Origin of the sequence: Microbacterium ulmi, from assembly GCF_011759705.1 — a bacterium.
Classification (GTDB): domain Bacteria; phylum Actinomycetota; class Actinomycetes; order Actinomycetales; family Microbacteriaceae; genus Microbacterium; species Microbacterium ulmi.
On the sequence record NZ_JAAOZF010000001.1, the window covers coordinates 433,507 to 457,827 of the forward strand.

General features: G+C 71.4%; 18 protein-coding genes, 1 tRNA gene and 1 other RNA gene. 6 read left to right on the forward strand and 14 right to left on the reverse strand.

What is annotated here, in order from left to right; genetic code table 11:
- Positions 1-7: 7 nt before the first annotated feature.
- The 3 genes from FHS08_RS02080 to FHS08_RS02090 all read right to left on the reverse strand — a co-directional run bounded on the left by FHS08_RS02080 (position 8) and on the right by FHS08_RS02090 (position 2,884).
- A complete protein-coding gene (locus FHS08_RS02080) occupies positions 8-1,096 on the reverse strand; it encodes an aspartate-semialdehyde dehydrogenase (RefSeq protein ID WP_167035028.1) in 1,089 nt (362 codons plus the stop codon).
- 71 nt (positions 1,097-1,167) lie between these two features.
- Positions 1,168-1,473 (reverse strand): hypothetical protein, encoded by a 306-nt coding sequence (locus tag FHS08_RS02085; RefSeq protein ID WP_208382186.1) that lies wholly within the window; start codon positions 1,471-1,473, stop codon positions 1,168-1,170.
- A gap of 124 nt (positions 1,474-1,597) precedes the next feature.
- The gene (locus FHS08_RS02090) at positions 1,598-2,884 is read right to left on the reverse strand and encodes an aspartate kinase (RefSeq protein WP_167035030.1); all 1,287 of its coding nucleotides are present in this window, start codon (positions 2,882-2,884) and stop codon (positions 1,598-1,600) included.
- A 169-nt stretch (positions 2,885-3,053) separates the two neighbouring features.
- Here FHS08_RS02090 and FHS08_RS02095 point away from each other — a divergent pair, with 169 nt between their 5' ends.
- Entirely contained in the window at positions 3,054-3,542 is a 489-nt protein-coding gene (locus FHS08_RS02095; protein ID WP_167035032.1) for a hypothetical protein, read from the forward strand.
- A gap of 36 nt (positions 3,543-3,578) precedes the next feature.
- Here FHS08_RS02095 and FHS08_RS02100 read toward each other — a convergent pair whose 3' ends face one another.
- The 8 genes from FHS08_RS02100 to ffs form a co-directional block, all read right to left on the reverse strand.
- Positions 3,579-4,511, reverse strand: a complete 933-nt coding sequence (locus tag FHS08_RS02100) for a DMT family transporter (RefSeq protein ID WP_167035034.1) — start codon at positions 4,509-4,511, stop codon at positions 3,579-3,581.
- A 15-nt stretch (positions 4,512-4,526) separates the two neighbouring features.
- Positions 4,527-5,120, reverse strand: coding sequence for a recombination mediator RecR (gene recR / locus FHS08_RS02105; RefSeq protein WP_167035036.1), 594 nt, complete (start codon positions 5,118-5,120; stop codon positions 4,527-4,529).
- Between the two features lie 3 nt (positions 5,121-5,123).
- Positions 5,124-7,478, reverse strand: coding sequence for a DNA polymerase III subunit gamma and tau (locus FHS08_RS02110; RefSeq protein WP_341800288.1), 2,355 nt, complete (start codon positions 7,476-7,478; stop codon positions 5,124-5,126).
- A 107-nt stretch (positions 7,479-7,585) separates the two neighbouring features.
- Positions 7,586-10,108: a glycoside hydrolase family 65 protein gene (locus tag FHS08_RS02115; RefSeq protein WP_167035039.1), complete on the reverse strand. Its 2,523-nt coding sequence runs from the start codon at positions 10,106-10,108 to the stop codon at positions 7,586-7,588.
- A complete protein-coding gene (locus tag FHS08_RS02120; protein WP_167035041.1) occupies positions 10,105-10,836 on the reverse strand; it encodes an HAD-IA family hydrolase in 732 nt (243 codons plus the stop codon). Before FHS08_RS02120 ends, FHS08_RS02115 begins: the two co-directional genes overlap by 4 nt.
- A gap of 170 nt (positions 10,837-11,006) precedes the next feature.
- A complete protein-coding gene (locus tag FHS08_RS02125) occupies positions 11,007-12,248 on the reverse strand; it encodes an acetate/propionate family kinase (protein ID WP_167035043.1) in 1,242 nt (413 codons plus the stop codon).
- Between the two features lie 58 nt (positions 12,249-12,306).
- On the reverse strand, positions 12,307-14,436 hold the full coding sequence (pta, locus tag FHS08_RS02130; protein WP_167035045.1) for a phosphate acetyltransferase: 2,130 nt from the start codon (positions 14,434-14,436) through the stop codon (positions 12,307-12,309).
- Positions 14,437-14,509: 73 nt separating this feature from the next.
- Positions 14,510-14,606, reverse strand: an RNA gene (gene ffs, locus FHS08_RS02135) — signal recognition particle sRNA small type.
- 216 nt (positions 14,607-14,822) lie between these two features.
- Here ffs and FHS08_RS02140 point away from each other — a divergent pair.
- From FHS08_RS02140 to FHS08_RS02160, 5 genes are all read left to right on the forward strand, one after another.
- Positions 14,823-15,767, forward strand: coding sequence for an AAA family ATPase (locus FHS08_RS02140; protein ID WP_167039515.1), 945 nt, complete (start codon positions 14,823-14,825; stop codon positions 15,765-15,767).
- A gap of 7 nt (positions 15,768-15,774) precedes the next feature.
- Positions 15,775-17,022: a DUF58 domain-containing protein gene (locus FHS08_RS02145; protein ID WP_167035047.1), complete on the forward strand. Its 1,248-nt coding sequence runs from the start codon at positions 15,775-15,777 to the stop codon at positions 17,020-17,022.
- Positions 17,009-19,363 carry a transglutaminase TgpA family protein gene (locus tag FHS08_RS02150; protein ID WP_167035049.1) on the forward strand — a complete coding sequence of 785 codons (2,355 nt, stop codon included), beginning with the start codon at positions 17,009-17,011 and terminating at the stop codon, positions 19,361-19,363. The genes FHS08_RS02145 and FHS08_RS02150 overlap by 14 nt, the downstream gene beginning before the upstream one ends.
- 91 nt (positions 19,364-19,454) lie before the next feature.
- Positions 19,455-19,539 (forward strand) — tRNA-Ser (locus tag FHS08_RS02155).
- Positions 19,540-19,603: 64 nt separating this feature from the next.
- Positions 19,604-20,467 carry a hypothetical protein gene (locus FHS08_RS02160; RefSeq protein ID WP_167035051.1) on the forward strand — a complete coding sequence of 288 codons (864 nt, stop codon included), beginning with the start codon at positions 19,604-19,606 and terminating at the stop codon, positions 20,465-20,467.
- A 209-nt stretch (positions 20,468-20,676) separates the two neighbouring features.
- Here FHS08_RS02160 and FHS08_RS02165 read toward each other — a convergent pair whose 3' ends face one another.
- From FHS08_RS02165 to FHS08_RS02175, 3 genes are all read right to left on the reverse strand, one after another.
- The gene (locus FHS08_RS02165) at positions 20,677-21,750 is read right to left on the reverse strand and encodes a Gfo/Idh/MocA family protein (RefSeq protein ID WP_167035053.1); all 1,074 of its coding nucleotides are present in this window, start codon (positions 21,748-21,750) and stop codon (positions 20,677-20,679) included.
- Positions 21,747-22,901: a Gfo/Idh/MocA family protein gene (locus tag FHS08_RS02170; RefSeq protein ID WP_167035055.1), complete on the reverse strand. Its 1,155-nt coding sequence runs from the start codon at positions 22,899-22,901 to the stop codon at positions 21,747-21,749. Before FHS08_RS02170 ends, FHS08_RS02165 begins: the two co-directional genes overlap by 4 nt.
- Positions 22,902-22,998: 97 nt before the next feature.
- Positions 22,999-24,315, reverse strand: coding sequence for an ABC transporter substrate-binding protein (locus tag FHS08_RS02175; RefSeq protein ID WP_167035057.1), 1,317 nt, complete (start codon positions 24,313-24,315; stop codon positions 22,999-23,001).
- Positions 24,316-24,321: the final 6 nt, after the last annotated feature.

Here is a 24,321-nt window from a genome sequence, read left to right on the forward strand (position 1 = left end):
GCATACTCTATGCGCTCGCGGCGGGCTTCGACACGCTCAGGGAGCGAGCCGCGACGAGCTCCGCGATCTGCACGGCGTTCAGCGCCGCGCCCTTGCGGAGGTTGTCGTTGCTGATGAAGAGCACGAGGCCCTTCCCCTCGGGCGCGGACTGGTCGGCGCGGATGCGGCCGACGAAGCTCGGGTCCTTGCCCGCGGCCTGCAGGGGCGTCGGCACCTCCTCGAGCAGGACGCCCGGCGCGCTCGCGAGCACTTCGCGCGCCCGCTCGGGCGTGATGTCGCGCGCGAACTCGGCGTTGATGCTGAGCGAGTGGCCCGTGAAGACGGGGACGCGCACGCACGTGCCGGCGACGCGGAGGTCGGGCAGCTCGAGGATCTTGCGGCTCTCGTTGCGGAGCTTCTTCTCCTCATCGGTCTCGTTGAGGCCGTCGTCGACGAGGCTGCCGGCGAACGGGATGACGTCGAACGCGATGGGGGCGATGTACTTGTCGGGCTGCGGGAAGTCCAGCGCCGAGCCGTCGCGTGCGAGCCGCTCGACGCCGCCCTGCGCGAGCACGCCCTCGATCTGGCCGAGCAGCTCCTGAACGCCCGCGAGGCCCGAGCCGCTCACCGCCTGGTACGTGCTGACGATGAGACGCTCGAGCCCGGCCTCGGCATCCAGGACCTTCAGGACGGGCATCGCGGCCATCGTCGTGCAGTTGGGGTTGGCGATGATGCCCTTGCGGGCCTCGGCGATCGCGTGGGGGTTGACCTCGCTCACGACGAGCGGCACATCGGGGTCCATGCGCCACGCGCTCGAGTTGTCGATGACGATGGCGCCGGCGTCGGCGAAGCGGGGCGCATGCGCGCGGGATCCGGTCGCGCCGGCCGAGAAGAGGGCGACGTCGATGCCCGCGAGATCGGCGGTCGCGACATCCTCGACGGTCACGGCCCTGCCCTGGAAGATGACGTCCGACCCCGCGGAGCGCGCGGTCGCGAAGGCGCGCAGCTCGCGCACGGGGAAGCCGCGCTCCTCGAGGATGTCGAGCATCGCGCCGCCCACCTGGCCGGTGGCGCCCACGACGGCGACGGAGAGTCCTGAATCGGAGATGCGGGTCATGACGTGATCCTTGCGTGCGGGGCGGGGGATGCCTGAGCTGAACCACGATTCTACCGGGCGGGTGATGCGAATCAGCCGCCGAGGATCAGCCGCGGGCGCGGGCCCTCCCACCGTGCGACGGACACCTTGACCTCGGTCAGCTCGCGTCCCATCGCGTCGATCCGCTCGACGAGCTTGTCTTCCACGGCATCGATCCGAGTGGTCAGCTTGCTCTCCACGGCGTCGATCCGCCGGACCACCCAGGCGAGCCCCGCGAACAGGGCGACACCGACCGTGACCACCACGCCAGCGCTGCTGACGACGATCGCGATGATCTCCGTGGACACGTACACGCCCCGATTCTGCCCGGCCCGTTCCGGACGCGCCACCGATGCCATGGCGCACGATCCCACGCGCGCTCAGATCGATGAGAGCGTCGAGATCGTCGGGTGTCGCGAACCGCAGCATCAACGTCTCGCGGCGCGCCTCCAGAGCCGCGGGAAGCTCGAGCGCGTCGAGCACTCAGCGCCCCGTGCCGGCGTAGACGACGGCGTCGCCATCCCCGTCCAGGCCGTAGGCCGTGTGGACGACGCGCGCGGCGCCTGCGAGGTCGTCGCCTCGGACGACGACGGAGATGCGGATCTCGGACGTCGAGATCATCTCGATGTTGATGCCCGCGACGCTCAGCGCCTCGAACAGCGTCGCCGAGACACCCGAGTGCGTGCGCATGCCCGCGCCGACGACCGAGAGCTTGCCGATCTGGTCGTCATGGATGAGCGACTCGAACCCCACCTCGGACTGCTCGGCGGCGAGCGCCTTGAGCGCCGTCGCGGCGTCGGACTTGGGAAGGGTGAACGAGATGTCGGTGCGGCCCGTCGTGGCCGCCGACACGTTCTGCACGATCATGTCGACGTTGGCCCCGGACTTGGCCACGATCTTGAAGATCTCGGCGGCCTTGCCCGGCACGTCGGGCACCCCCACGATCGTGATCTTCGCCTGGCTGAGGTCTGTCGCCACACCTGCGACGATCGGCTCTTCCATCTCTTCTCCCTCTGAGGCGTCGGGACGCATCATCCCCGCGCCGAGAACGTAGGTTCCCACGCCCGACGAGAAGGTCGAGCGTGCGTGGATGAGCACGCGGTGGCGGCGGGCGTACTCGACGGCGCGGATGTACAGCACCTTCGCGCCGTTCGCGGCCAGCTCGAGCATCTCCTCCGACGAGACGACGTCGAGCTTGCGGGCCCTCGGCACGACGCGCGGGTCGGCCGTGAAGATGCCGTCGACGTCGCTGTAGATCTCGCAGACGTCGGCCTGGAGCGCTGCGGCGAGGGCCACGGCGGTCGTGTCGGAGCCGCCGCGGCCGAGCGTCGTGATGTCGCGCGTGTCGCGATTGAAGCCCTGGAATCCTGCGACGATGACGATCGCGCCTTCGTCGAGCGCCTCGCGCAGGCGCACCGGCGTCACGTCGACGATGCGCGCCGAGCCGTGATCGGCGGTCGTGATCATGCCCGCCTGGCTGCCCGTGAACGACCGGGCCTCGAAGCCCATCGAGTGGATCGCCATCGCCAGAAGGGCCATCGAGATGCGCTCGCCGCTGGAGAGCAGCATGTCGAGCTCGCGCGGCGCCGGGATCGGGGCGACCTGGGCGGCCAGGTCGAGCAGCTCGTCGGTCGTGTCGCCCATCGCGCTCACGGCGACGACGACGTCGTGGCCTGCGCGGCGGGTGTCGACGATGCGCTTGGCGACGCGCTTGATGCTCTCCGCATCGGCGACGGACGATCCGCCGTACTTCTGGACGATCAGCGCCACGATTCGGAACTCCCTGGAGTGCGACGCCGACGCGGCGCACGGCTTCGGACGAGCGGATGCCGCGCCCGACGTTCCATCTTACGGACGTCGAGGCGCCGCCCCTGCCAGGCCGCCGCCCGCGCGCGGACACCCCTGCGTCCGCAGCGCGCCGGCCCGATACGCTTCCGGCATGGACGCACTCGAAGCGTGGAGCGAGTTCAACGTCGCGATGGCCGGCGCGACGGCCGCTCTCGCTGGTCTCGTGATCGTCGCGGCGAGCGTCAACATCGCCGAGATCGTGAAGGCCGGCTCGATCACGTCGCGGCTCGCGGCATCCATCGCGACCCTCGTGCTCGCGATCGCGGCATCCGGGCTCGGGCTCGTCCCGCAGATCTCCTCGCTCGTCTACGGGTCGATCCTCGGCGCGGTGACGATCGGCGCCGCCGTCTTCCAGGTGCACGCAGCGCGGGTCGTGATCTCCAACCGCGATCGCCGCAACCGCATGAGGTTCCTCAAGGCGTCGGTCGGTGCGATCCCGCTCGTCGTCTACCTCGTCGCCGCAGTCCTGCTGATGATCGAGCAGCCGTCGGGTCTGTACGTCGCCGCCGCCGGATGCCTCCTCGCGATCGCCGCGGCGCTCGTGATCTCGTGGGTCGCGCTCGTCGAGGTGCTGCGCTGAGGATGCCGCGGCGCGTGGCCGCGGCATCCGTCGCCGTCACCCTGATGCGACGGGCGGGAGCTCCTGATCGACGCGAGGACGCTCTCGGAAGCGCCCGCCGGTGGCCGCGAGCCAGCAGCCCAGGATCACGAGGGGGAACCCGACGAGCAGGCCCGCGCTCAGGTGCTCGCCGAGGATCACGACGCCGAGCGCGATCGCGACGACGGGGTTGACGTACGTGAACAGCGGCGCCCGCACGGGTCCGACCTCGGCGATGAGCGCGAAGAACGCCATGAAGGCGACGGCGGTGCACAGCACGCCGAGGCCCACGAGCGAGACGGCGCTGCGGACGGTCGGCACCTCGTGCTGCGTCAGGATGCCGATCGGCAGGTAGAACAGCCCCACAGCCGCGAGCGAAAGGGTGATCGTGCCGAGCGACGGCACGTCCTTGAGTTTGGTCGCGACGATGAACGGCGCGATCGCGTAGCAGACGGCGACGAGCAGCACTTCGCCGATCGCGACGAGAGCACCCGGGCCGCCCGAGGTCAGCCCGGGACCGCCGACGATGATCGCGACGCCCGTGAACCCGACGACGAGGCCGATCGCCCGAGCGGGCTTGAGGACGCTCCGATCGCCGCGCGTGACGGCGATGAGCGCTGCGAACAGCGGGACGGTCGCGACGAGGAGTCCCGTGAGTCCCGACGGCAGCGTCTGCTCGGCGTGGCCCAGAAGGAGGAAGGGCCCTGCCATCTCGATCGCGCCGAACGCGAGCACCCACGGCCACAGCGCGAGCGCAGGGCGCAGAGCGCGGCGGTGGATCGCGATCGGCAGGAGCAGGAGGGCGCCCAGCAGCGTGCGGCCCGCGACGATCGCCGCGGGCGAGATGGAGTCGACCGCCTCCTTGATGAACAGGTACGGGATGCCCCACAGGACCGCCATCACGGCGAACAGCACCCACCCGCGCGTCGTGACGGCGCGCACGTCAGCCATCGGCGTGCCCCCGCATCAGATGCTGCGCCGGCCCTCGAACGCGCGGCCGAGGGTGACCTCGTCCGCGTACTCGAGGTCGCCGCCGACGGGAAGGCCCGACGCGAGGCGGGTGACGTGGATCTCGATCGTGTGCAGGAGTCGGCTGAGGTAGGTCGCCGTCGCCTCTCCCTCGAGGTTGGGGTTGGTCGCGAGGATGACCTCCTGCACCGTGCCGTCGGCGAGGCGCTGCATGAGCTGGGCGATGCGCAGATCGTCGGGGCCGATGCCCGCGATGGGGCTGATCGCCCCGCCGAGCACGTGGTACAGACCGCGGAACTCTCGCGTGCGCTCGATGGCGGCGACGTCCTTCGCGTCCTCCACGACGCAGATGAGGGTCTGGTTGCGCCGCGGGTCGCGGCAGATCGCGCACCGCTCCTGCTCCGACACGTTGCCGCACACCTCGCAGAACCGCACCTTGTCGCGGATGTCGCCGAGCAGCTGCGAGAGCCGTGATACGTCGAACCCCGGGGTCTGCAGGATGTGGAACGTGATGCGCTGCGCCGACTTCGGCCCGATGCCCGGGAGGCGGCCGAACTCGTCGATGAGGTCTTGGACGATGCCGTCGTACATGGTCTAGCTGAACCTCGTCGGGGGCTCGTACGGCTCTTCGCGCACGAACGTCGCACCGAGCACCTGACGCACGACGGCTTCGCCGTAGCGCTGCACGCCGTCGTCGCGCGACCGGACGACGGGAAGCGGCGGAGCGACGACGGGAGGGACGGGCGCATCGACGGATGCCTCGGCCTCCGGCTCGTCGTCGGAGTCGTCGTCGGGCTCGAACGAGCGCTCGACGTCGCCGGCGGGCAGGACCTCGCCTTCGCGCGGCGGCACCAGCGTCGCCGTGAGGGCGGGCGCCGCCTCTTCGGGTTCGTCGTCGACGGCGAGCTGGGCGACCTCCCTCGGCACGGCGGCGGCCGGCGCGTCGGCGTCGAGAGCGCCGGGGCCCGGGATGCCGGTGGCGAGGCTGCCAGGACCCGGGATGCCGGTGGCCGGGATCCCCGTGCCGACGGGCCCGGCGCCACGGGCACCAGCCGCCGGTCCTGCGACGGAGGACCCGTCGGGGACGGATGCCTCGGCCTGGCCGCCCGGGATCGGTGCGACGGCCCACTCCGTGACAGGCGCGGCGGCCTGGCGCGCGGGCGCGGCCGGACGTCGCTCGCGGGCAGGCTGCGCAGGCGGCTGCGGCCCGGCGGCGGGCGGGGCCGGGGCGGCCGACGAGGAGTCGTCGTCGGGGGGAGCGTCGTCGTCGGAGGGCGCCGGCGGGTCGTCGTCGCCCGTGCGGTCCGCACGCCCGGGCTGGGGCGGCGCAGCCGCGGCGGTGCGGGTCAGGAACTTGACCGGCTTGCCGAACACCTCCTCGATCGCCTGCCGCACGTCGAGGAACGCGCCGGAGCCCTGCGGCTTCGGCTTGAACCTCCTCTCGTCGGCGGCGCTCGCGAACTCGAGCGTCACGACGTCGTCGACGCCCTGCCTCACGACGTCGACGGCGCGCGCGCCGGACAGCACGAGCCACGATCCGCGATCGATCCGCTCGAGCCGGCTCAGGACGTCGTCCCACGCAGCCGTGAGCGACGCGAGACCCAGCTCGCGGGCGACGGATGCAGCGGCCGGCCTCTGCGGCGGCTCGACGCGTCTCGCCTCGCTCGCTCGCTCCTCGACCTGCGTGGAGTCTCGGGAGGCGAGCGTGGTGGACGAGGAGTCCCCCGCCGCGCTCGGGGCTGGCGAGGGCTCGGGACGTGCCGCCTCCGACGCTGCGCCCACCCGCGCGACGGCCGGGGCCGCGGCATCCCCCGCCGGCTCCTGAGCGTGCCGGAGCGCCGCGAGCACGCGCGCGACCATGAGCTCGAGCTGCAGTCGCGGCGATGTCGCCCCCGACATCTCGTCGAGCGTCGCGACGACGAGATCGGCCGTGTGCGAGAGTCGCGCGGCGCCGAAGGCCGTCGCCTGCCCCCCCATCCGCGCGAGCTCCTCCGCGGGCACTCCGCGCAGCACCGCCGCCGCTCCCTGGCCCGTGGCCGCGATGACGATGAGGTCGCGCAGGCGCTCGAGCAGGTCGTCGACGAACCGCCGCGGGTCCTGCCCCGTCTGCACGACCCGGTCGACGGCGGCGAAGGCGCCGGCGGCGTCGCCCGCCGCGAAGGCGTCGACGACCTCGTCGAGCAGCTCGGCGTGCGTGTACCCGAGGAGCGAGACGGCCCGCTCGTAGCGCACGGTGACGCCGTCGCTTCCCCCGGTCGGCTCGGAGCCCGCGATCAGCTGATCGAGCAGAGACAGCGTGTCTCGCGGCGAGCCGCCGCCCGCGCGCACGACGAGCGGAAGCACGCCGGCCTCGACCTGCACGCCCTCCTGCCCGCACAGCTCTTCGACGTACGCGAGCATCGCGGCAGGCGGAACGAGCCGGAACGGGTAGTGGTGCGTGCGCGAGCGGATCGTGCCGATGACCTTCTCGGGCTCTGTCGTCGCGAAGATGAACTTGACGTGGTCGGGCGGCTCTTCGACGAGCTTGAGCAGGGCGTTGAACCCCTGCGGCGTCACCATGTGCGCCTCGTCGAGGATGAAGATCTTGAAGCGGTCGCGCGCCGGCGCGAAGATCGCCCGCTCGCGCAGGTCGCGCGCGTCGTCGACGCCGTTGTGACTCGCGGCGTCGATCTCGACGACGTCGAGCGACCCTCCTCCGCCGCGGCCGAGCTCGATGCAGCTGTCGCATTCGCCGCACGGAGTGTCTGTCGGACCCTGCGCGCAGTTGAGGCAGCGCGCGAGGATGCGAGCCGACGTCGTCTTGCCGCATCCGCGCGGACCGGAGAAGAGATACGCATGGCCGACGCGATCGCTGCGCAACGCCGTCATGAGCGGCTCGGTGACCTGCGCCTGCCCGATCATCTCGCCGAACGACTCGGGTCGGTAGCGGCGGTAGAGGGCGGTGGTCACCACCACAGCCTACGGCGTGCCCGCGACATCGAGACAGGACGCTGTGCCGGCCCGCAGTGCGCGCGGGAGCGGCATCCGGCATCCTCTCCCCGGGGTGATCCTGACGATCAGGCGGGCTTCTCCTGCGCGACATCGATGACGGGGTTGGCCGCCGTGATGATCGGGATCGACGTCGTGACGGCGGGCACGGATGCCGACAGCAGCGTGCCGTCCTCGAGGCGCACATCGGCGAACTGCCGGAGCGAGGGCTTGCCGGGGATGACGGGACCCTGATCGGACAGCGGCACGACCAGCTCCTCGCCGGCTCCGATCACGTACGCCGCGCCGCGCACGGAGAAGGCGACGGGCTCCCCCTCGCCGGCTGCGAAGCGCATGCGGTCGCGCATGATCGAGACGTCGAGCTGCGTCCCCTGCCAGTGGACGACGAACGCGAGCTCGTCCCACGTGGAGGGGAGGCGCGGATCGAACGAGAGCTCGCCGAAGTGGTCGCGCATGCCGCCGAACCCGCTCACGAGCGCCGTCCACACCCCGCCGGCCGATGCGACGTGCACGCCGTCGGCGGCGTTGTGGTGGAGGTCGCCGAGATCGACGAACGCCGACTGCTCGAAGTACTCCAGCGCGAGGTCCTGGTACCCGACCTCGGCCGCGAGGATCGACTGCACGACGGCCGACAGCGTCGAGTCGCCCGTCGTCAGCGGGTCGTAGTACTCGAAGTCGGCGAGCTTCTCCTCGGGGCTGAAGTGGTTGCCCTGCAGGAACAGCGCGAGCACGACGTCCGCCTGCTTGAGCACCTGGTAGCGGTAGATCACGAGCGGGTGGAAGTGCAGCAGCAGAGGACGACGATCCGGCGGCGTGTTCTCGAGGTCCCACACCTCGCGCTCGAGGAACACGGCATCCTGCGGATGGATGCCCAGCGCCGGGCTGTACGGGATGTGCATCGCCTCGGCGGCCCGCGTCCAGGCCTCGGGCTCGCCGGGGTCGAGCGCCAGGCGGTCGACCATGCGGCGGTACGCCTCGGGATCGGCCTCGGACATCTCCCGCACGGTCCGGGCGGCGAAGCGCAGGTTGAAGCGCGCCATCACGTTGGTGAACAGGTTGTCGTTGACGACCGTCGTGTACTCGTCGGGCCCCGTGACGCCGTGGATGTGGAAGACCTCGTGCTGGTCGCCCTCGTCGCGCCAGAACCCGAGCGTCGTCCACAGACGAGCCGTCTCGACCGCGACGTCGATCCCCTCCCGGTGCAGGAACTCGACATCCCCCGACGACCGCACGTACTTGGCCAGCGCGAAGCTCACGTCGGCGTTGATGTGGTACTGGGCGGTGCCGGCCGCGTAGTAGGCGGACGCCTCTTCGCCGCTGATCGTCCGCCACGGGAACAGGGCTCCGGCCTCGTTGAGCTGGACGGCCCTGCGCCGCGCCGCGGGCAGCATGAGCACGCGCATCCGCAGGGCGTTGCGGGCCCACAGCGGCGTCGTGTAGGTGAGGAACGGCAGGACGTAGATCTCGGTGTCCCAGAAGTAGTGGCCGCTGTACCCCGAGCCCGTCACGCCCTTCGCAGGGACCCCCTGCCCGTCGGCGCGCGCGGCGGCCTGCGCGAGCTGGAACAGGCACCAGCGCGTCGCCTGCTGCAGGGAGTCGTGGCCGGCGATGCGCACGTCGGATCGCGCCCAGAACTCGTCGAGCCACGAGCGCTGCCGCACGAACTGCGCCTCGACGCCCTCCGTGAGCACGCGGTCGAGGGTGCGCCGGCACCGGTCGACGAGCTCCCGCGCCGGCACCCCGCGCGACGTGTGGTAGCTCACGAGCTTCGTGACGCGGACGGGCACCCCCGCCTTCGCCTGCACGCGGAACACGTTCTTGGCGATGTCGGGCTCGACGAGACCGCGCTTGGAGACCTCGTTCTCGGTCTCGAGGACGTGATCGGCCACCACGGCGAGCGTCATCCCCGACTCCGTCACGCGGTACGAGAGCGCGGAGCGCAGTCCGTCCTGCCAGTACTCCTGCGGCTGGAGCACGCGTTCCTGGAACCGCTCGGCCTTGCGCGGGTCGAACCCTGCGCGCTTCGGCGCCGTCGGCGTGCCGCCGTACACGTTCTCGCCGTCCTGGCGGTTGATGATCTGGCTGCTGATCGTGACGGGAGCGTCGGCGTTGAGCACCGTGACCTCGACGCGCATGATCGCGACGTGCTTCTCCTGGAAGGACACCATCCGGTCGAAGTCGATCCGCACCTCCTTGCCGGAGGGCGTCACCCACAGGATGCGCCGCCGCAGCACGCCCTCGCGCAGGTCGAGCACGCGCTCGTACTCGCGGATGTCGGCGACGTCGAGCGAGAGGGGCTCGTCGTCGACGTAGACGCGCATGACCTTCGCGTCGGGCGCGTTGACGATCGTCTGGCCCACCTCCGCGAAGCCGTACGCCTCCTCCGCATGCCTGATCTGGAACGTCTCGTGGAACCCGTTGATGAAGGTGCCCTGCTCGTGCGCCTGCCGCCCCTCGGGGTGGTTTCCGCGAAGGCCCACGTACCCGTTGCCCACGGCGAACAGCGTCTCGGTGACGCCTGCGTCCTCGAGCGTGTACGAGGTCTCGATGAGCCGCCACGGGTCGACGGGAAAGCGGTCGCGATCGATCATGGGACGAGCTCCTCCAGGTCTCGGACGACGATGTGGGCGCCGGCGTCACGCAGCGCGTCGACTCCGACGCCCCGATCGACGCCGACCACGAGCGCGTAGCCCGCCGCGACGGCGGACTGCACGCCGCTGATGGCGTCTTCGACGGCGGCGCTGCGCGCAGGGTCGACGCCGAGCATGCGCGCCGCCTCGGCGAACACGTCGGGAGCGGGCTTCGAGGCGAGATGATCCCGCTCCGCGATGACGCCGTCCATCACGACGGGGAAGCGGTCGCGGATGCCTGCGACCCCGAGCACCTCCTCCGCGTTCTTCGAGCTCGACACGACGGCGACGGGCGTTCCCGCGGCCTCGAGCACGTCGAGGAGGGCGATCGACCCGGGGTAGGGCGCGATGCCGTCCTGGCGCAGCACGCGCTCGAAGAACGCGTTCTTGCGGTTGCCGATGCCGCACACGGTGTCGGCGGCGGGATCGTCCGACGGATCGCCCCACGGCACTTCGACGTCACGGCTGCGCAGGAGGCTCGCGACGCCGTCGTACCTCTTCTTGCCGTCGAGGTACGCGAAGTAGTCGTCGTCGCTGTACGGCGGCTCGATGCCCCACGCCTCGAAGAGCTCCTCGAACATCGTGCGCCACGCATGCATGTGCACCTCTGCCGTGGGCGTGAGCACGCCGTCGAGATCGAACAGGACTCCGTCGTAGGTAGTGAGGTCGGACGGTCTGTCAGCAGCCACGGAACCCCCCGGCGAGTGCGGATGAACGAGCCGGCTCGATGCCGCGCCGTGCTGCCAGCCTAGTGAGGTCGCCCCGCGTCCGCACGGGCCCGCGGCGTCGGCGGAAGCGGCACCCGGCGCATGCCGCGGTGCGCCCGGGGCCGGGCCCGACCGCACCGCGACGGGCACCCCTATGCGGCGTCGACGAGCCCCGCGGCGACCTCGACGGTCTGCCGCGCGATCTCGAGCTCCTCGTTCGTCGGGACGACGAGCACCGTCACGCGCGAAGCGTCCGTCGAGATGACGCGGATGCCGCGTCCGCGGGTCTGATTGCGCACGGAGTCGATCTCGACCCCCGCGAAGCCGAGGGTCGCGAGCGCGCCCGCGCGCGTCGCCGCCGAGTTCTCGCCGACGCCGGCCGTGAACGAGATGACGTCGACGCCGCCGAGCTGCGCGAGATAGGCGCCGGCGTACGCGCGCAGGCGATGGATGTACACGTCGAACGCCAGGACGGCCGCGGCATCCCCCTTCTCGACGCCCGCCTCGACGTCGCGCATGTCGGAGACGCCCGCGAGCCCGAGCACGCCGGAGCGCTTGTTGAGCAGGTCGTCGAGGTCGTCGATCGACATCCCTGCGCGGCGCGCGAGCTGCAAGAGCGCCGCGGGGTCGATGTCGCCGGAGCGCGTGCCCATGACGAGGCCTTCCAGCGGGGTCAGGCCCATCGACGTCTCGACCGACCTGCCGCCGTCGACCGCCGTCACGGAGGCGCCGTTGCCGAGGTGGAACACGATCTGCCTGAGCTCCGCGGTGGGGCGCCCGAGGAAGGCCGCCGCGGCCTCGCTCACGAACTTGTGCGACGTGCCGTGGAACCCGTAGCGGCGGATGCGGTGCGCCTGCGCGAGCTCGCGGTCGATCGCGTACGTGTAGGCGGCGGGCGCGAGCGTCTGATGGAACGCCGTGTCGAAGACGGCGACGTGCGGGAGGTCGGGGAAGGCCGCCCTCGCCGCCCTGATCCCCTGCAGCGCCCCCGGATTGTGCAGCGGCGCGAGCACCGAGAGCTCGTCGATGTTGATCTCGACGAGCGGCGTGACGAGCGTCGGCTCGAAGAACCGCGCTCCGCCGTGCACGACGCGATGGCCGACGGCGACGGGAGGGGTCTCCTCGAGCGAGGGCCCATGCTCGGCGAACGCGTCGAGCATGACCCGGAAGCCGGCCGTGTGGTCGGGGATCGGCAGCTCCCGCTCGTACGTCGCGTCGAGGGCCGCGACGGCCTCGGCATCCGTCTCGGAGAAGTGCACCTTGTGCGTCGCCCGCCCGATGCCCTCTCCGATGCGCTCCACGAGCCCGGAGGCCAGCGGCCGCTGCGTGTCGGTGTCGATCAGCTGGTACTTGAACGACGACGACCCGCTGTTGACGACGAGGACGGGACTCACAGGAGCGCCCCCCTCAGGCGATCGGCGCGCTCGCGCGCACCGGACGCACACCGCGTGCTCATTCGGATGCTTCCCCCTGGGCCTGGATCGCCGTGATCGCGATCGTGTTGACGATGTCCTCGACGAGCGCTCCGCGCGAGAGGTCGTTGATGGGCTTGTTGAGGCCCTGCAGGACGGGCCCGATCGCGACGGCTCCCGCGGAGCGCTGCACGGCCTTGTACGTGTTGTTGCCCGTGTTCAGGTCGGGGAAGACGAACACCGTCGCGCGGCCGGCGACGGCGGAGTCGGGCATCTTCGCCTTGGCGACGGCGGCGTCGGCGGCGGCGTCGTACTGGATCGGCCCCTCCACGAGCAGCTGCGGCGCGCGCTCGCGGACGAGCGCGGTCGCGGCGCGCACCTTCTCGACGTCGGCGCCGGCGCCCGACTCCCCCGTCGAGTACGACAGCATCGCGATGCGGGGGTCGATCCCGAACTGCTGCGCCGTCGCGGCCGACGAGATCGCGATGTCGGCGAGCTGCTCCGCCGTCGGATCCGGGATGACGGCGCAGTCGCCGTAGACGAGCACGCGGTCGGCCAGCGCCATGAGGAACACCGACGACACGACCGAGACGCCCGGCTTGGTCTTGATGATCTCGAACGCCGGGCGGATCGTGTGGGCCGTCGTATGGGCGGCACCCGAGACCATCCCGTCCGCGAGCCCGAGGTGCACCATCATCGTGCCGAAGTACGACACGTCGGTGACGGTGTCGGCCGCGCGGCCGTACGTGACGCCCTTGTGCTTGCGCAGCCGCTCGTACTCGCGGGCGAACTTGTCGACGTGCACGGCGTCGAACGGCGAGAGCACGCGCGCCTCGCGGATGTCGATGCCGAGCTCGAGCGCACGCCCACGCACCTCGATCTCCTCGCCGAGGATCGTGAGGTCGGCGATGCCGCGCGCGAGCACGGTCGCAGCCGCCCGCAGGACCCGGTCGTCGCCGCCCTCCGGCAGGACGATGCGCTTTCGTGCGGAACGGGCCCGCTCGAGGAGCTGGTACTCGAACATGAGCGGCGTCACGACGGTCGACTCCGCGAGGCCGAGCGCGCGCGCGAGCTCCTCCGTGTCGACGTGCTGCTCGAACAGCGCGAGGGCCGTGTCGTACCGGCGCTTCGAGTCGGCGGCGAGCCGTCCGCGCGTGTTCATGATGCGCAGGGCCGTCTCGTACGTGTCGGCGTCGGCCGCGAGGATCGGCAGGGACGAGTCGAGGCCGTCGATGAGCGTGTCGACCGGCTCGGGAAGCGGGAAGGGCCCGTTCAGGACGATCCCCGACAGGGACGGGAAGGTGCCCGACTGGTTCGCCAGGAGCGCGCCGAGGAGGACTTCGGTCCGGTCGGCCGGGATCGTGACGATCGCGTTCTCCTCGAGCCGCGGCAGGACGTTGTTCAGCGACATCCCCGCGACGACGACGCTCATCACCTGGCGGCCGAGGAGATCGGGATCCCCCTTGAGCAGGCGCGCGTCGAGGGCCCGCATGATGTCGCTCACGGACGGCGCGACGAGGGTCGGGTCCTCGGGGATCGCCCATACGCCGATGGGCGCCGACTCCGAGGCGGCGGGCTGCACGACCTCGCGGACGACGTCGATGAGCGCGGGCAGATCGACCGGCTCTGCCCTGTTCACGACGACGGCGAACAGCCGCGCACGCGCATGCGCGATCTCGGTCAGGGCGAGCGCCGCGAGCTGGCCCACCTGCTCGGGGGTGCGCGAGACGGAGGCCCCGAGGCGCCCGCCCTCGCCCGAGCGCCCCGTGAGGACGAGGAGGACGGGAGCGCCGAGGTTCGCCGCGATGCGCGCGTTGTAGCCGAGCTCGGCGGGGCTTCCGACGTCGGTGTAGTCGCTGCCGACGATGACGACGGCGTCGCACTGGGCCTCGACGGCCTTGTACCGCTCGACGATCGTGCCGAGGGCGCCCTCGGGGTCGCTGCGGACGTCGTCGTACGAGACGCCGATGCACTCGTCGTAGCCGAGCTCGACGCCGTCGTGAGACAGGAGCATCTCGAGAACGTAGTCGCGCTCGATGACCGACCGTGCGATGGGACGGAAGACGCCCACCCGCGGCGTGGAGTGGATCAGGGTGTCGAGCACGCCGAGCGCGACCGTCGACTTCCCCGAGATGCCTTCCGTCGACGTGATGTAGATGCTCTGCGCCACGGTGTCAGCCTACGGCCGGGCCGGATGCCGCTGCCAGGCCATCTCTCAGGAACGGGAAGGGCACCGCGGGGAAAAGTAAGACTCTCCGCGAACCCGGCAGAGCCTGGTTACCCTTGCTACGTTTCCGTCCTGGGGGAGTTGGCCTGGATGCCGCCTCGCGGAGAGCTGACCCCAGTCTACCGGGTTCCCGCGGCGCCTCCGGTCGACGGCATCCCTTCACTCCACATCAGCGCATTCCCAGGCCCGCCCCGGCCCCCTGATTGTTACGATCGTGACAAGGGAGCGAGGGCGCTCCCGCACGACGGTTCCAGCGAGGGGGTCGCATGGCGGACACCGTGACGACGGAGGCCGAGGCCGGCGCGTTCACCGGCGACGACTTCTCCCGCATGACCGACGAGATCGTCGCCTCCGTCTCCAAGGTGATCGACGGCAAGCCGGATGCCGTGCGCTCCGCGCTGGTCTGCCTGCTGGCCGAGGGGCATCTGCTGATCGAGGACGTGCCGGGCGTAGGCAAGACGATGCTCGCGCGGGCGCTCGCCGCCTCCGTCGACGCGACAGTGCGCCGCATCCAGTTCACTCCCGATCTGCTCCCCGGCGACGTCACGGGCGTCAGCGTCTTCAATCCCGTCGACCGAGAGTTCGAGTTCAAGCCGGGCGCCGTGTTCGCGAACATCGTGATCGCCGACGAGATCAACCGCTCCTCCCCCAAGACGCAGTCGGCGCTGCTCGAGGCGATGGAGGAGGGCCAGGTCACGGTCGACGGCCGGACGCACCTGCTCCCGGAGCCGTTCCTGGTCGTCGCGACGCAGAACCCGCTCGAGATGGAGGGGACGTACGCCCTCCCCGAGGCGCAGCGCGACCGGTTCATGATGCGCATCTCGATGGGATACCCCGACCAGCGCTCGGAGGCGCTCATGCTGCGCCAGCGCGACACCGTGAACCCCCTCGACGCCGTGACCCCCGTCGTGACGGCCGCAGGCGTCAAGCAGCTCGTGACGTGGGCGCGCAACGTCCACGTCGCGCCGGCCATCGAGGACTACGCCGTCGCCCTCGCCTCCGCCACCCGCTCGCACCCCGACCTGCGCCTCGGCGCGAGCCCCCGAGCGACGCTGCAGCTCGCGCGGGCCGCGAAGGTCTGGGCCGCTCTCGACGGCCGCGGCTTCGTCATCCCCGACGACGTGACGGCGCTGCTCACCCCGGTCTTCGCACATCGCCTCATCCCGACGCGCTCTGCCGGGGGAGCGCGTGCGCGCACGACCGCGGACGCGATCGCCTCGATCCTCGAGCGCATCGCAGCGGGCGTGCGAGTGCCCATCGCGTCGCGTCAGTGAGTGCGGCATGAGACGCATGTGGCCGCTGACCGTCCGGGGGACGGGCGCCCTCGCTCTCGCCGTCGGATGCTTCATCCTCGCGGGCGAGCTCGGCGTCGTCGAGCTCATGTACATCGGCGTCCTGCTCCTCGCGATGCTCGCGGCCGCGGCATCCTCCCTCTACGTCGTCCGCCGCTCGGATCGCGTGACCCGCTCGCTGTCGCCCGACGTGGTCGCCGTCGGGCGCAACGCCCTCGTGACGGCGCGGATCGGCGTGCGCACGGCCCTGGCCTCGCCGCCCGGGGTGTGGCGCGACACCGTGCCCGACTCGCTCGGCGGGCGGGCCGAAGGCGTCTTCCCCGCACTCGGCTCAGGGCTGCGCGCGGGCGAGCGCGTCGTCGAGATCTCGTACGAGGTGACGGGGATGCGGCGGGGCGTCCACTCCGTCGGACCCCTCTCCGTCACGTCGACCGACCCGTTCGGGCTCGCGCGCCGGAGCACGGTGTTCGGCGAGCAGACGAAGATCACCGTCGCCCCGGCCGTGACAGATCTCCCGCCGCTCACCGACTACGCGGGCGAAGCGGGCGGGACACTGCACACGACGACCAACCAGCTCGGTCAGGGCGCGGACAACCTCGTCGCCCGGCCCTACGTCTCGGGCGACTCGATGCGCCGCATCCACTGGCGTGCGAGCGCGCATCAGGGCTCGCTCATGGTGCGCCAGGAGGAGCAGGAGTCGACGCCGGAGGCCACCGTCGTGCTCGATCGCGGCGTGGTCCGATGGGCGGCGGAGGCGCTGCGGGCGCCGGGCGCCGACCCCGGCTTCGAGATCGCCGTCGCTGCGGCGGTCTCCGCGCTCACACGCCTCACGCACGACGGGTACGCCGTGGAGGTCGTCGACACCGACGGCACCGAGCTCGCCGAGCGGATCGACGGCGGCGACATGACCGAGGTCGAGCGGGTCGTGAACCAGTTCGCGACGCTCACGGCGCGCCGGGGCGATCAGCTCCCACAGCTCGCCCACCTGTTCGCCGGCGTCATGACCGGCCCCGTCGTGCTCGTGGTGGGGCGCTTCGACCCCGCGGACGCCGACGCCGTCGCCCCCATCCCCCACCACAGCACGATGCCGATCCTGTTCGCCGTCGCTCCCAGAGGCGATGCCCTCGAGCGCGCCGTCGAGGCGGGGTGGCACGTCGCCCGCATCGACCCGGACGCCGACCTGTCGGTCGCGTGGGCGTCGGCGGCCGAGCGAGGAGTGAGCGATGTCCTCGGGTGAGAGCCCCGTCGACAGGCTCGTCGCCTTCGCAGTGCGGCCGCCCGCGCGTCCTCCGCGCCCTGCCGGCGTCGACATCGCCCTGACGGCGGCCACGTACGTCGCGCTCATCGTCGTGATGCTGCCGCTCACGCGGGTCGTCGCGACGGGCCCGTGGACGTGGGGCGTCCTGCTCCTGCCGCCGATCCTCCTCGCGACCGGATGGCTCGCTCGCCGTCGCCGCCTGCCGGCGGTCGCCGTGAGCCTCGCCGAGACGGTCGTGGGGCTCGTCGCCGTCGTCGTGCTCTTCCTGCGCGACACGGCCCTGCTCGGCATCCTGCCCACCCCGCGCTCGGTGGGCGAGGCGTCGGAGCTCGTCGTCGACGCCGTCGACCAGATCGTCAACGGCGCAGCGCCGCTCGAGGCGCGTGCGGGCCTCGAGTTCCTCATCGTGGGGGGGATGCTGCTGCTCACGGTCATCGTCGACCACGTCGTGCTGACGGCACGGATGCCGCTCCTGGCCGCCATCGCGCTCATCGCCGTGTGGCTCATCCCGTCGATCGCCGTTCCGCGCGAGATCGATCTCATCGCCTTCGTGCTCCTCGCCGCGGTCGTGCTGCTGATCCTGCGGCTCGAGACGAGCGCACGGGAGCAGGATGCCGCGCCCCCGCCGCCGCGCTCCCGCGTCGCCGCATCGACCGCGGGCGGCATCGCCGCGGCCGCGACGGGGATCGGCGCCGTCGCCGTCGTCGTCGCGCTCGTGATCGCGCCCGTGTTCTCAGGACTGGTCATACGGCCCGGCGCCGGCGCCGCGACGCGATGGAACACGATCGACCCGACGCTCCAGCTCGGCGACGATCTGCGCCGCGCATCGAACGGCGAGGTCCTGCGGGTGCGCACGACGGGCGGATCCGCGCCCTACCTCCGCGTCGCGACGCTGTCGGCGTTCGACGGCGAGGAGTGGCGGCCCGATCGGGGCGCGACCGCCCCGATCGACGAAGACGGCGCGATCACGGCATCCCGCCCCGCCGACGACATCCGGGTCGTCGAGACGACGACCTCGATCGACATCGTCAACCTCGTGAGCGGGTCTGCGCCGGTCGCCTATCCCATCTCGGCCATCGATGGCCTCGACGGCGACTGGGAGTCGCTGCCGTCCAACGGGACGATCGTGAGCCGCACGACGAACGTCAACGGGCAGGATTACGAGTTCGTCGCGCAGACGCCGAGGCCGACGCTCGAGCAGATCCGCGCCTCCCGGGCGACGACGGCCGGGGTCGCGGCCGCCGCGGCATCCGGCGTGTACGAGGAGACGAGGATCCTGCCGCCCGACCTCCCGCCGATCATCGCGCAGACCGCGGCGGAGGTCACGGCCGGCACCGAGACCGACTACGACGCGCTCCTCGCGCTGCAGCGCTGGTTCCGCTCGAGCCAGTTCGAGTACTCGCTCGAGGCTCCCGTCGAGGACGGATTCGACGGAAGCGGCGCCGAGGCCGTCGCCGCATTCCTCGACGTGCGCGCCGGGTACTGCGTGCACTTCGCGTCGGCGTTCGCCCTCATGGCGAGGACGCTCGGGATGCCGGCCCGGATCGTGGTCGGCTACCTTCCCGGCTCGGCGCTGTCCGATCCGATGATGGGCAACCAGGTCTACTCGGTCATGAGCTCGCAGCTGCACGCGTGGCCCGAGGTGTACTTCTCCGGGATCGGCTGGGTGCCGTTCGAGCCGACGAAGAGCCTCGGCACCGCGACGAGCTTCTCCCCCGCCTTCGTCGCCACGGATCCGCTCGACCCGGATGCCGAGACCGGCGAGACGCCCCTCCCGACCGCGTCGCCGACCGCGTCGCTCCGGCCCGAGGGGATCGACGAACGCGGGTCCGAGGCATCCTCCTCCGCGAACCCCGTGGAGCAGGCGCTGCCCTGGATGGGGCCCCTGTTCGGCATCCTCGTGGTGCTGGCGATCCCGAGCGTCATCCGTGCGTTCCGGAGGCGCGACCTGATGTCGGCCGCACGCGCAGGCGACGCGGGCGCGGCGTGGCGGAGCCTGCAGGAGGAGGCGATCGATCTCGGCATCCCCGTTCCGCCCGACGAGTCGCCGCGCGCCTTCGGCGCCCGGCTCGTCCGCCGCAGCGGCGCACCCGACGCCGCCGTGCAGGCTCTCGTGGAGGCGATCGAGCACGCGAGCTACTCGCGCTCCGGCAGCACGCAGACCGGGATCGACCTCGCCGCGGTCGTCAAGGAGGTGTGCGCGGGCCTCACGACCCACGCCGTCCGACGCGCGCGCGTGCTGGCGCTGCTCGCGCCCCGGTCGCTGCTGATCCGCCCGGGGAGCGTCTACGCGGGCGACGGTGCGCTCACGCGGAGGTGAGGGCCGGGCCGCTGTCCGGCGTTCGCCACGGGCTCCGGTAGGATGTCCTTTGGCCCTCTCGCCTCCGGCTCGCCGGAGCTGCGCGGGCCGAGGAGGATTCGCCTAGTGGCCTATGGCGCACGCTTGGAAAGCGTGTTGGGTGCAAGCCCTCGGGGGTTCGAATCCCCCATCCTCCGCCCTTGTGATGAGTCGCGACACAGGCCGCTCCTGAGTCGCGGCGCGGTCTGATTGGATGGCCCGGTGAGAGTCCTGTCCCGCCGGGTCGCCGCTGCGGTGTGTGCCGTGGGCGTGGCACTGCTGCTGACCGCGTGCTCGCCCTCCGCCGGCGCGGAGTCCGCCTCCACCGAGCCGATCGATGTGCTGTGCGCGGATCCGCTCGTCATCGGATGCGATCTCGGCGGCGGCTCGACCATCGTCGTGATCGACGGCGACGCCTCGGATGAGCGTGTGACGGAGTTCGCGGGCCGGCTCGCCGCCTCCCCCGCATCGACGGGGGCGGAGACGGTGGTCCTGCGGGCCGAGTCCGGCGACCCGCGGATCCTCGACCCCGAGGTCTCGCCGCCGCCGAGGTGGGAGGTCACGCTGCGGCCCGGCGGACGCGAGCAGTTCGAGGCCGCGCTGTCGGACACGCTGGCTGCGGCGGCCGTTCCCGGCGCCACCGGCATCGTCGTCGCCGACGGCTGGCCGAGCGTCACGGTCGAGACGCTCGACCAGTTCGAGGACGTGTTCACGCAGCTGTCGTCGACTCGGCTGTTCCGGGCGGGAGGGACGTACACGCTGCAATCGCTCGACGAGCACCTTCGCATCGTCCACGTGCCGGCTCGCACGACGGACGAGGCGATCCTCGAGATCATCGCCATCGCACGCGACCACCCGGACGCGGAGGTTCTGCTGGAGGCTCCGATATCCGGGCCCCAGTACCCGACCCTGTACGTCTCCAGGCTCACCCCTGCCGAGGTGCAGGAGCTCGACGCACGCCTGAGCGATCCCCGCCTGGCGACGGCGGACGTCGACGGCTACCCGCTCGAGTTCGTGCTGGGCTCCACGGGCGAGGACGGGACGACCTACGTCGCGGGGACGTTCGGAGCGGTCCCCGCCGACTGACCGGCGCCCGGGATCCGATCCGCTCGCACGCGTCCGCATCGCGAGGGGACGCGACCTTCCTCGGGCATTTCGTGCCGGGCGCGGGGGATGTGCCCGAGATCGCGTCGCCGGCCTCTGACGGGCGCCCTGGGGCATCGAGCCGGGTCCGCACCGGACGTCGTCGCCGGGCCTCCGCGGGCGCGCATCGCCGGGACCCGAGCACGACCCCGCTACGGCGCGAGCACCCGCGCCTGCGCCTGCGCCCTGACCGACAGCTCCGCCGCCTTGAACGCGTGCTCCTGCGTCATCGCTGTCTCTGTGCGCTGCAGGCAGTCGAGGATGAGCTGCCCGAAATAGGGGTAGCCGACCTTGCCGTCGGTCCGGATGTGGTGCTCGCCCGTGCCGTCCACGAGGAACAGGTGTCCCCCGCCCTCGCCCGTTCCGACGTTGACGTACTTGCGCAGCTCGATGTAGCCGTCGGTGCCGAGGATGAACGTGCGTCCGTCCCCCCACGTGCTCAGACCCGCCGGCGTGAACCAGTCGACGCGCACGTACCCGGTCGCCCCCGTGTCCATCACGATGTGCGCCTCGCCGAAGTCGTCCAGCTCGGGATGCTCGGGGTGAGCGTAGTTGGCGATCGCGGCGGTCGTGACCTCGGCATCCGTCGCCCCCGCGAAAGTCAGCATCTGCTCGAAGTTGTGGCTTCCGATGTCGCACAGGATGCCGCCGTACTTCGCCTTCTCGAAGAACCACTCCGGCCGCGGGCCTCCCAGGCGGTGCGGGCCGAGTCCGATGACCTGGATGACGCGGCCGATCGCTCCGCGCTCGATGAGCTGACCCGCGAGGATCGCCGACTCGACGTGGATGCGCTCGGAGTAGTACACGGCGTACTTCCTGCCCGTGCGAGCCGTGGCCGCGCGCGCCGCCGCGAGCTGTTCGAGCGTCGTGAGCGGCGCCTTGTCGGTGAAGTAGTCCTTGCCCGCGTCGATCACGCGAAGCCCGAGCGCGCAGCGCTCCGACGTCACGGCGGCGCCGGCGACGAGGCGCACGTCGGGGTCGTCGAGGATCTCGGCCTCGCTGCGGGCGACGCGCGCCTGGGGGAACCGCGTGCGGAAGATGTCGAGTCGCGCGGGGTCGGGGTCGTAGACCCACGTGAGCGTGCCCCCCGCCCCGATGAGCCCGTCGGTCATGCCGTAGATGTGGCCGTGATCGAGGTGGGCCGCGGCGAAGACGAACTCGCCCGGCTCGACGACCGGCCGCGGCATCGGTGCCGGCGCGTACGTCGCGCCGTCCGCAGCGCTCACTCGGCGACTCCTACCGTGATGGTGCCGTCGAGCTCTGCGATCGAGACGGTCTTCTCGAAGAAGTGCGGGGCGCGCTGTTCGAGCGTGCCCGTGCGGTAGTACGGGTCGTCCGGCTGCAGCGGGAAGTCGACGGTCGCGCGTTCGATCCCCGACTTGTAGATCGCGGTGACGAGCTCGACCGCGTTGCGCCCGTCGACCCCGTCGATCGCCGGGCGACGGCCTGCGCGGAGGGCGGCCAGGATCTCGCCGATCTGCCCGCCGTGGCCGGTGTGCGCGAGCGGCGAGTGCGCCGCGAACAGGTCGTCCAGCTGCGCGACGAGCGCGGCATCCCCGCCGGGGACGGGGAAGCCGTTCGGCTGGGTCACCTCGGCGACGGCGCGCCACGGCTGCGAGACCCGTGCGTCGCGACCATGGACGACGATCCCCGCCTCCTGACCGTGGTGCACGACCGAGCTCGTGACCTCCGCGAGCGCGCGGCCGTACTGCAGGATCGCGACGGAGAGGTCCTCGACCTCGGCGTTCTCGTGCTGCGCGTTCGTCAGGACGGCCGTGACGGAGTCGGGCCGGCCCATCATCCACAGCAGCAGGTCGATGTGATGGATCGCGTGGTTGAGCGTGCAGCCGCCGCCCTCCGATGCCCAGGTGCCGCGCCAGGACAGGTCGTAGTACGGCAGCCCGCGCCACCACGACGAGTTGACCTGCACGTGCGAGATGGGCCCGACGAGCCCCGAGTCGAGCACGTCCTTGAGGGCTGCCATGTCGTCGCGGAACCTGTTCTGCGCGACCACCGAGAGCACCTTGCCCGACTCCCGCTCGGCTGCGAGCATCGCGTCGCACTCCTCGAGCGACGGTGCCATCGGCTTCTCGACGATGACGTTCACCCCGCCGCGGAGCAGCTGGATCGCCAGTTGCGCATGCGTCGACGGCGGCGTCGCGATGCTGACGAGGTCGAGATCCTCGTCTGCGAGCATCTCGGCGGGGTCGGCGTAGACGCGTGCGCCCGCGAGACCGTGCTCGTCGCGCTTGGCCGCCGCCTTGGCGGGGACGAGGTCGCAGAAGGCGACGATCTCGCACTCCCCCGGGAACTCGAGGTACCCGGCGATGTGCGAGTTGACGATGTTGCCGGTACCGATGATCCCGACCTTGAGCATGACGGCCCTTCCCTGAAAAGCGTGTGTGGGTGACGTTGTGGAGATGTCGTGGTGGCGGGTGCCCGGGCGGCCCGCCGCGGGCACCCGCCGTGCGGGGTCAGCCTATGACGGCCTCCACCTCGGAGCGGAACTGCTTCGCGGCATCCGCCGGCGTGAGCTGGCCGAACAGAACCTGCTCGTTGATGCGCTGGATGATCGTCGCGACCTCACCGGCGCCGTTCGGCAGCGCGGGCGGCGCGCTGACGATGTGATCGGCCAGTCCTGCGACGAAGTCCGCGGACTTCTGGTCGACGGGGGTGAGCTTGGGCAGGATCGCCTCACGCACCGGCGCGTTGCCGGGAAGACCCAGCTCCGTCAGGAAGATCCCGCCGACGCGCGGGTCGTTCGCGAAGAAGTCGATGAACTTCGCGACCGCGGACGGGTGCTTCGTCTTGGCGGACGCCGAGAGGTACATGCCCGGCTTGTAGAACATGCCCGGCTTCGTGAACTCCGACTCGCCCGGCATCTTGAGGATCGTGAGATCCTGACCCACGGCCGTCGAGAGGGCTCCGAGCTGCGCCGACCACGTGATGTTCATGGCCGCGTACCCCTTCGCGATGGGCGAGTCGAGCAGGTCGAGGCTCGCCGCCGAGTCGGCCGGCGGCTGCCCGCCCGACGCCTGCAGGTCCAGCGAGCGCTGGAACCACTCCTCGAGCAGATCGTCGTCGTAGCCGAGCTCGCCGTCCTCGTCGAACAGCGACTGCCCGTGCTGGCGCGCGTACACGCTGAAGCCGACCTCGTTGTAGGTGGCATCCGACGTGCCGTAGACCTGCCCTCCCGGGGTGCCGTCGTGGATCCGCGTGGCGATGTCGACGTAGTCGTCCCACGTCCACGTGTCGTCGTCGGGCAGCTCGACGCCCGCCGCCTCGAAGAGCGCGGGGTTGGCGATGACGGAGTAGACGTTCGAGCCGGTCGGGATGCCGAATTGCGTGCCGTCGATGGCGCCGGCCGTCAGGAGCGACTCGTCGATGTCTCCCGTCTCGACTCCGATCGCGCCGAGGTCGGCGAGGATGCCGCGGCGGGCGTAGTCGGCGATGTACCGGTCCTCCTGCATGAAGACGTCGGGGGTGTCGCCCCCCACGACCGAGGTCGCGAGCTTGTCCCAGTAGCCGCCCCACTCCGCGAACTCGCCCGTCACGGTGATGTTCGGGTTGTCCTCCTCGAAGAGGTCGATCGCCTGCTGCATCCGCTCGTTGCGGGCGTCCGATCCCCACCAGTAGAACCGGATCGACGCCGGCTCGTCGGGGTCGTCGGCGACGGGAGTCGCGCTTCCCCCGGGGACGGCGCACGCGCTGAGGCCCACGGCGAGCGCCGCCATGCCCGCGACGGCAGACCGGCGGAGGATCCGCCTGGAGGATGAGCGTGCTGTGTTCATGATGCT